Annotated in this window: 8 protein-coding genes and 1 riboswitch; of the genes, 3 read left to right on the top strand and 5 right to left on the bottom strand. The window is 56.9% G+C overall.

Annotation, left to right across the window (positions count from 1 at the left end; translation table 11 throughout):
* Positions 1-56: 56 nt before the first annotated feature.
* The 3 genes from GM668_RS07835 to GM668_RS07825 form a co-directional block, all read right to left on the bottom strand.
* Positions 57-1151 carry a branched-chain amino acid aminotransferase gene (locus GM668_RS07835; protein ID WP_155438383.1) on the bottom strand — a complete coding sequence of 365 codons (1095 nt, stop codon included), beginning with the start codon at positions 1149-1151 and terminating at the stop codon, positions 57-59.
* A gap of 391 nt (positions 1152-1542) precedes the next feature.
* Entirely contained in the window at positions 1543-1986 is a 444-nt protein-coding gene (locus GM668_RS07830; RefSeq protein ID WP_155438382.1) for a DUF2147 domain-containing protein, read from the bottom strand.
* 259 nt (positions 1987-2245) lie between these two features.
* Complete coding sequence (locus GM668_RS07825; protein ID WP_155438381.1) at positions 2246-5050, bottom strand: valine--tRNA ligase; 2805 nt, start codon at positions 5048-5050, stop codon at positions 2246-2248.
* A 281-nt stretch (positions 5051-5331) separates the two neighbouring features.
* On the opposite strand from GM668_RS07825, the gene GM668_RS07820 reads away from it, so the two are divergent.
* Positions 5332-6837, top strand: coding sequence for a DUF4214 domain-containing protein (locus GM668_RS07820; RefSeq protein WP_155438380.1), 1506 nt, complete (start codon positions 5332-5334; stop codon positions 6835-6837).
* Between the two features lie 216 nt (positions 6838-7053).
* On the opposite strand, the gene GM668_RS07815 is transcribed toward GM668_RS07820, so the two are convergent.
* Together GM668_RS07815 and GM668_RS07810 are read right to left on the bottom strand one after the other, a co-directional pair.
* Positions 7054-7548 (bottom strand): hypothetical protein, encoded by a 495-nt coding sequence (locus GM668_RS07815; RefSeq protein ID WP_155438379.1) that lies wholly within the window; start codon positions 7546-7548, stop codon positions 7054-7056.
* Complete coding sequence (locus GM668_RS07810; protein WP_155438378.1) at positions 7545-8141, bottom strand: hypothetical protein; 597 nt, start codon at positions 8139-8141, stop codon at positions 7545-7547. Before GM668_RS07810 ends, GM668_RS07815 begins: the two co-directional genes overlap by 4 nt.
* 291 nt (positions 8142-8432) lie before the next feature.
* Here GM668_RS07810 and GM668_RS07805 point away from each other — a divergent pair, with 291 nt between their 5' ends.
* Together GM668_RS07805 and GM668_RS07800 are read left to right on the top strand one after the other, a co-directional pair.
* Positions 8433-9860, top strand: a complete 1428-nt coding sequence (locus GM668_RS07805; protein WP_155438377.1) for a hypothetical protein — start codon at positions 8433-8435, stop codon at positions 9858-9860.
* A gap of 189 nt (positions 9861-10049) precedes the next feature.
* A complete protein-coding gene (locus tag GM668_RS07800; protein WP_155438376.1) occupies positions 10050-11588 on the top strand; it encodes a M20/M25/M40 family metallo-hydrolase in 1539 nt (512 codons plus the stop codon).
* A 73-nt stretch (positions 11589-11661) separates the two neighbouring features.
* A riboswitch (TPP riboswitch) is annotated at positions 11662-11773 on the top strand.
* Positions 11774-11791 lie beyond the last annotated feature (18 nt).

Genomic DNA, 11791 nt, shown 5'->3' with positions numbered 1-11791 from the left:
CTGGCAACGCCCGGAGAGTGCAAACCGTCCGGGCGTTTGAATGTCTTACTTGGCGCTTAGCAGACCTTGTGCATCCAGCCATGCGTATCCGGCTTGGTGCCGTGCTGGATGCCCAGCAGCGCGTCGCGCAGCGCCATCGTGACCGGACCGTTTTCGCCATTGTTGATGGTGAAGTTGTAGCCCTTGGCTTTCACGTGGCCCACAGGCGTGATTACGGCAGCGGTGCCGCACGCGAATACTTCCGTCATGCGGCCGCTGGCGACGTCGTCGCGCCATTGCTGGGCCGTCAGTTTCACTTCACGCGATTCATAGCCCAGGTCTTTTGCCACTTGCAGCAGGCTGCGGCGGGTCACGCCTGGCAGCAGGGTGCCGGTCAGTTCCGGCGTCACGATGACTGGCTTGCCGTTTTCGTTGTAGACGAAGAACAGGTTCATGCCACCCATTTCTTCGATGTACGAACGCTGTACGGCATCCAGCCACACCACCTGGTCGCAGCCTTCATCTTGCGCCTGGGCTTGCGCCAGCAGGCTGGCCGCGTAGTTGCCGGCGCACTTGGCTTCGCCCGTGCCGCCTGGCGCGGCGCGCACGTAATCTTCGCTGATCCAGACGGTGACCGGCTTCACGCCTTGCGGGAAGTAAGCGCCGGCTGGCGAGGCAATCATGACGAACAGGTATTCTTTCGATGGGCGCACGCCCAGGAAGGCGTCCGTGGCAATCATGAAGGGACGCAAGTACAAGCTCTCGCCCACATTTTTTGGTACCCAGCCTTTGTCGATATTGATCAGCGCGTCGGCGGCTTTCATGAACAGTTCCACTGGCAGGGCCGGCATCGCCAGGCGGGCCGCGCTGCGGTTGAAGCGTTCGGCGTTGGCTTCCGGACGGAAGGTGCCGATCGAACCGTCTGGCTGCATGAAGGCTTTGAAGCCTTCAAAAATCGCCTGGCCATAGTGCAGCACCGATGCCGAAGGCGCCAGGGTCAGCGGACCGTATGGCTTCACCTGACCCTGCTGCCATGCGCCATCCTTGTAAGCGATGGTCACCATGTGGTCGGTGAACAGTTTGCCAAAGCCTGGCGAGGCCATCAGCTTTTCGCGTTCGGCGGCGGACAGGGCAGTGGTGGAAGGCTGGATCAGGATGTCTGGAGTGCTCATGGATGTTGTCTAAGTGTGGACGCCACGAGGGGCGTCCGGTTGGCAATCCCCCGATTCTATCAAAGTTGCTGCCCCAGAATGTAATGCCATCGCGGCAGAGGTCCGCTGGCACAATCCGCTAGCGCAATGGTTGGCGCGAAATGGCACACATTGCTGCACTTTGCCGCAATGCATTGCCCGTCACGTGTGTTCAGCGTTTCGGCTTTGAATCGCCATGTACATGCTGAACCGCTGATCCGGTATGCGACAAGTCACCCACGTGTGGGGTGGTACAGCCAGGTGGTGAAGTTGGCGCAGCGGCCGGGCAGGGAGGTGATGCAGCCGCTGGTATTCCGCAGTGATGCGGAATCCACGCGGCTCTTGGCGAACGGGTAATTCGCCGGGGTAGGGTTTACTCTTGGCGGATCCAGGTTTGCGTACGGCCCAGCATCGGCATGCCGATGTAGCCGCGCATTTTCAGCTTCTTGCCGCCATCCGTCAGTTCCAGCTTGCTCTTGTAGACTTTGCCGTTGTTCGGGTCGAGGATTTCGCCGCCCGAGTATTCATCGCCATCTTTTTTCAGGCCGGTCAAGATCACCATGCCGATGACCGGCTTGTCCTTGCGCGCGTCCGTGCACTTTTCGCATTTTGGCGCCTGGTCTTCATTTGGCGCGCGGAACAGCTTTTCAATCTGGCCTTGCAGCACGCCATTGTTTTCCGTGATGCGGATCAGGGCTTTCGGTTTACCGGTTTCATCATCAATGTTTTGCCACAAGCCAACAGGGGAAAGGTCCGCAGCGAAGGCAGGGGCCAGGGCAGCAGCCAGCAGGAAGCCGGCGGTGAAGCGCTTGAACATGAGAGTGTCTCCAAAGAGGGTTGTTGGTGTTATCCAGCCAGTGTAGCAAAACGGTCGTGCTATTTCATAGACCTAATTAGAGGGTGCACTCGGTGTGTCGCATTGCTATCAACCTCAATGCGAACGATAGTACAAAAGGTGCCAGGCACCGATGGGATTTGCAACTATTGGATTCGCAGCGAACGATAGTGCTTTTAGGGGCAGGCCCCGAAATGAATAAAGCCGGCGCGATGGCCGGCTTTCTGGGAGTTGACGCGGATTACGCTGGCAGCTTCGCTAATTGCTCCTGCATCTTCGCCAGCGTGGCGCCGAACGTCGCGACACGTTCTTTTTCTTGCGCCACCACGGCAGCCGGTGCACGCGCGACAAACGATTCCGACGACAGCTTGCCCGACGCCTTGGCAATCTCGCCTTCCAGACGGGCGATTTCCTTCGACAGGCGCTCGCGTTCCGCTTTCACGTCGATTTCGACTTTCAGCATCAGCTTGGTCGTACCCACCACCGACACGGCCGCCGTAGTTTCCGGCAGCGTGTCGACAATCGACACATCCGACAGCTTGCCCAGCGCCTGGATATATGGCGCAAAGACTGCCATGCGCTCCTTGTCCGCACCGGAGGCTTCCACGATCAGCGGCACGCGCAGCGATGGCGCCAGCTTCATTTCACCGCGCAGATTACGCGTCGCGTCGGTCAGCGCTTTCAGTTCGCCCATCCAGGCTTCCGCCGCTTCATTGATGTTGGCTTCCACAGCGATAGGGTAAGGCTGCGTCATGATCGATTTACCTGCCGTATCGCCTTTGCCGGCTAGTGGCGCCACGGTTTGCCACAGTTCTTCCGTGATGAATGGAATGATCGGGTGCGCCAGGCGCAGCACGACTTCCAGCACGCGCAGCAAGGTGTGGCGGGTGGCGCGCTGCTGCGCTTCCGTGCCGTTCTGCACCTGTACCTTGGCCAGTTCCAGATACCAGTCACAGTACTCGTCCCACACGAACTTGTAGATCGCGCTGGCGATATTGTCGAAGCGGTAGTCTTCGAAACCCTTCGCCACTTCCAGTTCGGTTTTTTGCAGCAGCGAGATGATCCACTTGTCCGCTTGCGACAGATCGGCATCGCTGGCCGGAGCCGAGCAATCCTTGCCTTCCGTGTTCATGATGACGAAGCGGGTCGCATTCCACAGCTTGTTGCCGAAGTTGCGGTAACCCTCGCAGCGGCCCAGGTCGAAGTTGATGTTGCGGCCCAGCGATGCATACGACGCCATCGTGAAGCGCACGGCATCCGTGCCGTAAGCAGCGATCCCTTCAGGGAACTCTTTACGGGTGGCTTTCTCGATCTTTTCCGCCGCCTTCGGATTCATCAGGCCGGTGGTGCGTTTTTCCACCAGCGCATCGACGCCGATACCATCGATCAAGTCGATCGGGTCCAGCGTGTTGCCCTTGGACTTGGACATTTTCTGGCCCTGCGAATCGCGCACCAGGCCGTGCACATACACGGTGTTGAACGGCACCTTGCCCGTGAAGTGCGCCGTCATCATGACCATGCGCGCGACCCAGAAGAAGATGATGTCAAAGCCCGTCACCAGCACGTTCGATGGCAGGAAGGCCGACAGTTCCGGCGTCTGTTCCGGCCAGCCCAGGGTCGAGAACGGCACCAGCGCGGACGAGAACCACGTATCCAGCACGTCGTTGTCGCGCGTCAGCGCGCCGGTCGAACCGGCGGCAGCCGCCTTGGCTTGCGCTTCTTCTTCCGTCTTGGCCACGAATACATTGCCCTGCTCGTCGTACCAGGCTGGAATCTGGTGGCCCCACCACAGCTGGCGGGAAATGCACCAGTCCTGGATATTGTTCAGCCACTGGTTGTACGTGGTCGACCAGTTTTCCGGCACGAATTTGATTTCGCCATTGGCGACTTTTTCCAGCGCCACTTCAGCGATGGATTTGCCCGGGAAGTACGTGCCTTCCGGCGCCGGCTTGCTCATGGCGACAAACCACTGGTCCGTCAGCATCGGCTCAATGACGACGCCGGTACGGTCACCGCGCGGCACCATCAGTTTGTGCGGTTTGACTTGTTCCAGCAAGCCCTGTGCATCGAGGTCGGCCACGATTTGCTTGCGGGCGGCGTAGCGGTCCAGGCCCACGTAAGCAGCTGGCGCGTTGTCCGCGATCTTGGCTTCCAGGGTCATGATGGTCAGCATCGGCAGGTTGTGGCGCTGGCCAACGGCGTAATCGTTCAGGTCATGCGCCGGCGTGATTTTCACGCAGCCGGTACCGAATGCCTTGTCGACGTACGAGTCGGCAATGATCGGAATTTCACGGTCGCACAGCGGCAGCTTCAGCATCTTGCCCACCAGCGCCGTGTAGCGCTCGTCGGTCGGGTCCACGGCCACGGCCACGTCACCCAGCATGGTTTCAGGACGGGTCGTCGCCACGGTCAGGTGGCCGCTGCCGTCAGCCAGCGGGTACTTGATGTACCACATCGAGCCATCTTCTTCTTCCGACACGACTTCCAGGTCCGACACTGCCGTGCCCAGCACCGGGTCCCAGTTGACCAGGCGCTTGCCGCGGTAAATCAAGCCTTGTTCATACAGGCGCACGAACACGTCCGACACGATTTTCGAGCGCGGCTCGTCCATCGTGAAGTATTCGCGGGCCCAGTCCGGGGACGTGCCCATGCGGCGCATCTGGCCCGTGATGGTGGAACCGGATTTCTCTTTCCACTCCCACACTTTTTCCACGAACTTCTCGCGGCCCAGGTCGTGGCGCGAAATTTTTTGCGCGTCCAGCTGGCGTTCCACGACGATTTGCGTGGCGATACCGGCGTGGTCGGTGCCCGGGATCCAGGCCGTGTTGTGGCCCAGCATGCGGTGGTAGCGGGTCAGGCCGTCCATGATGGTCTGGTTGAACGCGTGCCCCATGTGCAGCGTACCCGTCACGTTCGGTGGCGGCAGCTGGATGCTGAAGGACGGTTTCGACAGGTCGAGGGAAGCGGCAAAGTAACCGCGCTTTTCCCACTCGCTGCGCCAGAACTGTTCAATATTGGCAGGCTCGAAAGACTTGGCTAATTCCATGATGTTGGGCGTGAGTTATATGCGAAAACGACCATTATAAGGGTGCAATCGCGCCAGTGCATGTTGCTGCCGCCGCAGTGCACAATTTTTTTTCTGGGTATAATGTTATTAAAAATAAAATATTTCACTTCCTGTAAGCGAATTCATCAGTTGTAAGCAAGTGTAAGAACTGATGAGTGCGGGCCTGTTCGATTGGGGTGCTTTCATATAATGAAATCATATTTTCAAGGTTTGCTTTTTGGAAATACGACTCCCGCTGCTAACAATAATCGGAGGCAAACATGGCTAAGATCGATGTCAAGGTTTCCCAGGCAGTGATGGACAGCGCTGCGCTGGATGGGTTGGCGCATGACGATGGCGCGCTGGATGCGGCATTGGATGCAATGAAGGCTGCCGTTGCAAGCTTGCCCGGCGATAGCGCAAAATTCACGGCCGCCACCTTGGTCAACAATACAGTCAAAATTACGTATCCCAACGGCGTGGTGCAGGAATATACCGGCGTGGCATTGGATGCCGCGCATGGCGTTGCCAGCGCTACCGGCATGAAGTTGACGTCGCCCGGTGCGGTGGCAATTGAAACAACCGGCAAGTTCGACTTCAGTTTCACGACGGCGCCATCGTTCAGCGTGGATGCCACAGCGGCGGCAATGGACACGATCAAGATCCATACGCTATATGCCACCACGTCGGCCGATTATGACCCCGTGTACGGCAATGTCAGTGCGGAGCTGGAGGGCCGCTTGACGGTCGGCGCGGACGGGCAACTGCATGGCACCTTCAGCACGCTGAAGGTGGCGGCCGATAAATTCCTCACGTCGGCCACCCTGGAGGGCCGCTTCAACTTGTCGGGCAATCCGGATGCCGAGGCCCATCCTGATGCGATGGACGGTGGCGCCGGCCGGCCGGATATCTCGCTGAAGCCGCCCGTCTCCGACGTAACGCTCGATGGCAAAGCCACATCGCTGGATGTGGAATTCCGCGACGGCAGCTATGTGCGCGCCAGCGGCCTGGGCGTCATGTTCAACAGCGGCCAGCTCGATGACATGCTGGGTCTCGTGCATGGCGCCTTGTCCGGCGACGACACCATTAAAGTGGATTTGCCGGCCGTGCTGCCGCATGCGGTCTTGATTGCCTCCGGCGCCGGCGACGACAAAATTTCCGTGGCCGGTGGCGGCGGCAAGCTTGACGTGCTGGCAGGCGCCGGCAACGACACCATCACGATACTGTCCGGCTCCCACCGCGTTGATGGTGGCGTCGGCACGGATACCGTCGTGTTCAGCGGAACCAAATCGCAATATACGGTGACGCAGACGGGCAATCAATTGACGGTGGTGGGCGACGGCGGAACGGATGTGCTGACGAATGTCGAGCGCTTGCAATTCTCGGATGCATCTGTGGCGTATGACATTGACGGCAATGCCGGTAAAGCATGGCGTATGTATTGCGCCGCGTTTGACCGCGATCCCGATAAGCCGGGCCTAGGTTACTGGATCAAGGCGCTGGACCACGACATGACGCTGCGCGATCTGGCGCGCAACTTCATCAACAGCGATGAATTCATCAAGCGGTATGGCGAGCACTCGTCGAACGCATCGTTTGTTGCACACCTGTACAACAATGTGCTGCATCGCGATGGCGAGGAAGCCGGCCTCAAATACTGGATCGATGTGCTGGACCACGGTGAAGACCGCGCCAACGTGCTGGTGAATTTCAGCGAAAGCCATGAAAACCAGGTGCAGGTGGTGGGCAAGATCGATCATGGCTGCGATTACACACCGTGGGGGTGACATTTGGAATGTCAGCAAAGATGGGCGTGGCGCACTTTAGCGAAGGCACGAGAAACAAGGCACAAGTGATCGAAGCTATCCACGGCTGCATGGAGTTTATGCTGTTCGGCTGAACTCCTGCAGCCATACCGGCCAAGACCTGAACTGACAAGTCGCCTTCCCGTCACATTCATCTTCTAGAACTGTGGGATGACATGCCTCTTCAGGTAAGTGGTGCTACGGTTTGACATCGCGGCGTACGCTATCGCGAAGCTTACGTGCCTCGGCTTTTGCTTGCTCAAGGGTGTCCGCTGCCAATACATTCGCGGCACCGTCGTCCACCTTGGCGAGTTTCTCCCGTTCCGCGGCCGAAGCCTTGGCCTGCACCTGTGCACTTCCATCACCACGTATGGTGGCGAGTATTACTTCTACCAGCCGTTGCAGAATCAATTCCACAGCTTCTGCGGAATAGCCACCGAGTATTGCGAGAATGCCAGCACCTAGCGTCGCTACAGTACCGCCTGATTGTACAAGTACCGGCCGCAATGCCGACGCGAGTATCACACCTGCGATCAGCCCGGTTACGAAGCGGGAAAAATAAGCGGCGTTGTACTTTGGGTCATATGAACGATTTTCAAGATAGGGCTGGGTCCGCAGCAGGATATAAAATGAGGCGCCTAAACCAGCCCCGGCAAAGATATTTAGCATCGGCACGTAATCAGAGTAGTTCATTGTCTGCTCTCCGGACGGATGGGGTGTGCAGCAACGGGAGGTATGCCGCCAACGGTTGCTGTCTTAGAAATCGTTGTTTCTGTGAGCTGATGCTTAGCTGTAATGGCGGCTGTAATTACGAACAATAATGCGAATACGAACGAAAGCGCTGCCGCGCTTTTCACCATCATGGGCATACCGCCGAATGCACGGTGTCTCCCAGGGGGCGGTTCTGATACGCGCAAAGTGAGCGCAGTGGTGGGGGCGATTGCGCGAGACAGTTCTTCATGTATCTCCAGGATGGCTTCTTCCAGTTGCAGCCACTTTGTACCGCTACTGCTGTCCCGAGGCTTAATTGCCACGAGCGTCATGTCGTTCAGTTCATTACTTGGCAAATCCCTTTTGCGGAGTTGGGCCACTATGCCTGGATCAAGGTCGGCGACAGGTGGTTCGCCGAGCGCAATCAGTACGCGATCAAGCGCAGCGATCATCGCTGTCACTTCGGAAGGAATGGCGATGGCGTTGCTACGCGCATATCGCAACATAAGGCGGCAGTCGGCTAGCAGGCAGGAGGGGGGCGCCGTTGCATCGGTGTTTGGCGTTGCAGGGTCCATATATCCTCCGGCGGTTGGAATATCTTATGAGTATGCGCCGCCAAACACCTATTAAAACTCACACATTCTCACTCAGCGCACTCTGCATACTACCTCGGCCTCAATTACTCGGTTCACGAGAAGGCATGGTGTGAAGATTGGCGAGAATCTTCGCGAGAAAATTGACGATAATAGTTCTGACTATCTCATCTGAGAGATCAGCCAGGTTGGTTTTTTTAAGATTGGTTTTACTTTTTTGAAATATTCACATTTTGGTATATTACTTTTCTCTATCAGAGAAAGGGAGGGAATATGCTTTCGCGCATTCTTCTGCCGCCTGATTTTGCATCGGGATATTGGAAGTGGTTGAGTCCGTTACTTGCATTGGCCATGATGCTAGTTGCGGCACTTTGTATTTGGCAATTGGATCAGCTTAGAATCGACACCAAGCCTGAACTGTTAAGTAAAAGGCTGGAGGTGCGTCGGCAAATCGCGATGGATGAATTAGCCCATATTATTAGTGAGCGCAAGGCAGCCTATGAGAGTTCATTGGAGTTGAAGCGTCAAGAGACGGACGCGTGGCTAGAGTTTGCCGACGTTAAAAGCGATCCTGATAGAGAGAAGCCTGCAGGCGGGGCGAAAAAGACTCCTGCACTCCCGGAATCGGAGCGGGAGAAGTTATTTCGTGAGAAACTAGATCGCTTAGACAAGGCAAAGGTTGCAATCAATAAATTACATGTGTCGTTAACACCGGATATCGATGCCGTGATAGCGCACATCGACAAGCTGGATGAAGATGCACCGAAGGAGTCCGAGAAACCGCCGGCCTTGGCTAAACTCCACAACGCCGCGATGACGTCGGAGAAAAAGCAGGACTCAGGTAACGCGAATCCTCCCCCTAAGCACGGCTTTGTGGAAACATTTGTGGATGAAAAGTCATCAATCTACTACCTCTATAAGGCGATCATCATTGGCTTGGTTGTGGCCTTTTCATACTGTGGCTTATATCTGATGTATACCTTGGCTAAGTGCATGAAAATATCGGTTGAAGGTGGGAAGAGCTTCGGTGAGATTTTCTCGGCTTTAAAAGAAAAGGGGACGTTGCCAGCACTGGCTGTGGGGGCGGCTACGCTGGTGGGGGCCGCGTCGGTAGGGGCCGCACTGGCGGGCAATGGCGGTGGCGGTGGAAACACCGTGCGCCACGCTGAAATCGTGGCGCCACAGGCATCGAATCAGAAAAATATTAATAATCAGCAAGATAACCGTATTTGGCGCGGAGACGAACACGTGACAATGCCATCGCCATTGACTGTAAAGTTGGACGAGCCGATACCTCTGAGTCCGGTGAAGTTAGAGCCGGGGGCAGCGTGGGAAACTTATGCTTCTTCTCTAAAGTCGGCTACCGATAACCTTGTTACGGAGACCCGGCAATTGAAGCAGTCCAGTGAAACCCTTTCCGCAGCAGCCACGGTATTTAGCAATACTATGTCGGGAATCAAATGGTCTACGGAGATGGACTTAAAGGCAATACAAGATGCATTGAAGAAAATAACGACTAGCCACCAGCAAACAACGGAAGATCTCAATGCTCTGGCGAAACGTGCATTGCAAGCTGATTGTAATATACGGCGAGCTGTTTCAATTACTTCTAAAGGTAATGTACATACCCTATACGGAGAATACATTGCTCCCTACTTCAAGGAGGATGAACCATGCCCTTCGGAGGGATATCGGAAATAGCCGTCAACATCAACCTTAATTTGAATCAGGCGGCGATAGAGGGAATATTGGCATGAGGTACTCCCACTGTTAAACCTATAACATATTTTAATTGTGTGTCTATTTTTGCAATTTTTTTGACTCGCCTGCCGCATCTGTCTACCTTTGGCTGCTCGTACAACCGGTACTGAGACAACCAAGGAGACAGACATGGCAGTTCGCTTCACCACGTTGTTGGCTGCAAGCTTGCTGGCTGGCGCGGCAGGCGCCGCACAGGCCCAGCAAAAGACCTTCTGGATCACCGTAGGCGATGCCGCCTACGCGCAGTTGAAGAAAGCCGCGCCGCAAGCCATTGCGCGTGAAAGCCGTTCGCTGACGGCGCAAGAGAAAGTACACCTGGTCGAAGTCGACGAACAGCAAATGCTGAAACTGTCGGCTGCCGTGCACAATGAATTGAAGCGCTGCGGCGGCTTCATGATGCACCGGAGCGAAGCGGAAGGCTTGGCCACCTTGTCGCCAAAGACGCAAAACGCCACGCTGGCGCCGGTACTGGTCCGGCCATCGTATGCGCTCGACAACCAGAGCGCCATCACGCCGCTGGTGCCGCAGTTGCAGGCATCGAATATCGCACAGACCATCACCGACATGTCGGCGTTCACCAACCGCTATTACACGACGACGGCTGGCGTGAATGCGTCGGACTGGCTGAAGAATAAGTGGACGACGATGGCGGCGGGCCGCAGCGACATCACGGTCACGCAATTCACCCACACCGGCTATCCGCAAAAATCCGTGATCCTCACCATCAATGGCACGGACAACGCTTCCGAAGTCGTGGTGCTGGGCGCCCACCTGGATTCCATCAACACCAACGGCACCACGGAAACCACGCGTGCGCCAGGCGCCGATGACGATGCGTCCGGTGTCGCCAGCCTGACGGAAGCACTACGCGTGATGCTGGCTGCCAACTACAAGCCGCGCCGCACCATCAAGTTCATGGGCTATGCGGCGGAAGAAGTGGGCTTGCGCGGCTCGCAGGACATCGCCACGTGGCACAAGAATAACAGCGTCAATGTGGTGGGTGTCATGCAGCTGGACATGACCAACTACAAAGGGTCGGCCAATGACATCTACATGTACACCGACTATACGGACAGTGCGCAAAACGACTTCGTCGTGAAACTGATCCAGACGTACCAGCCAACCTTGACCATCGGCTACGACAAGTGCGGCTATGGCTGCTCAGACCACGCGTCGTGGACGGGGCAGGGCTACTGGTCGTCGATGCCGTTTGAAACGTCGTTCACGCAAGATAACCCATACATCCATACGGCCAACGATACGTACGCCAACATGGGCAGCCAGGCTGACCACGCACTGAAATTCGCGCGCCTGGGCCTGACCTTTGCCATGGAGCTGGGCAGCGACGGCCCCGGCACGGCGATTCCTGACAAGGTGGAAACCTTCTCGGGTTCGCTGACGTCGGGCCAGAAGAAAACCTTCGGCCCGTTCAAGGCCACGCTGGGCACGTTCAAGGCATCGACCACCGGTACCGGCGACGTCGACCTGTATGCGCGCAAGACCACGGCGCCGACCACCACCACGTATGACTGCAAATCCGACGGCTCCACCGCGACGGAATCGTGCTCGATCAACGTGACGGCCAATGGCGACATGTATGTGTTGTTGAACGGGTACACCGCATCGACCTATACGCTGAACGTCACCTATAAGCCGCAAACGCCATAATCGTTAGCTTGTAATTAATATGTGCCGCGCACGGGCGGGCCATGTATAATCGGCCCGCTCGCGCACTTTGCGCGGCAAACGCTAGGGGTCCTGCGCCGTGCACATTTGTGCGCGGCAGCGGGTGAGAAATACCCTCCGAACCTGATCTGGATAATGCCAGCGAAGGGAAGCTTTAGGCTCACTCCACCAGTCCATTCATGCGG

Source organism: Pseudoduganella ginsengisoli (genome assembly GCF_009720865.1).
Lineage (GTDB): Bacteria > Pseudomonadota > Gammaproteobacteria > Burkholderiales > Burkholderiaceae_D > Rugamonas > Rugamonas ginsengisoli.
This window is presented reverse-complemented; position numbering and strand designations above follow the sequence as displayed.

Coding starts and splice junctions, on each gene's coding strand:
- GM668_RS07835 (WP_155438383.1), bottom strand. CDS start 1,151: ATGAGCACTCCAGACATCCTGATCCAGCCTTCCACCACTGCCCTGTCC.
- GM668_RS07830 (WP_155438382.1), bottom strand. CDS start 1,986: ATGTTCAAGCGCTTCACCGCCGGCTTCCTGCTGGCTGCTGCCCTGGCC.
- GM668_RS07825 (WP_155438381.1), bottom strand. CDS start 5,050: ATGGAATTAGCCAAGTCTTTCGAGCCTGCCAATATTGAACAGTTCTGG.
- GM668_RS07820 (WP_155438380.1), top strand. CDS start 5,332: ATGGCTAAGATCGATGTCAAGGTTTCCCAGGCAGTGATGGACAGCGCT.
- GM668_RS07815 (WP_155438379.1), bottom strand. CDS start 7,548: ATGAACTACTCTGATTACGTGCCGATGCTAAATATCTTTGCCGGGGCT.
- GM668_RS07810 (WP_155438378.1), bottom strand. CDS start 8,141: ATGGACCCTGCAACGCCAAACACCGATGCAACGGCGCCCCCCTCCTGC.
- GM668_RS07805 (WP_155438377.1), top strand. CDS start 8,433: ATGCTTTCGCGCATTCTTCTGCCGCCTGATTTTGCATCGGGATATTGG.
- GM668_RS07800 (WP_155438376.1), top strand. CDS start 10,050: ATGGCAGTTCGCTTCACCACGTTGTTGGCTGCAAGCTTGCTGGCTGGC.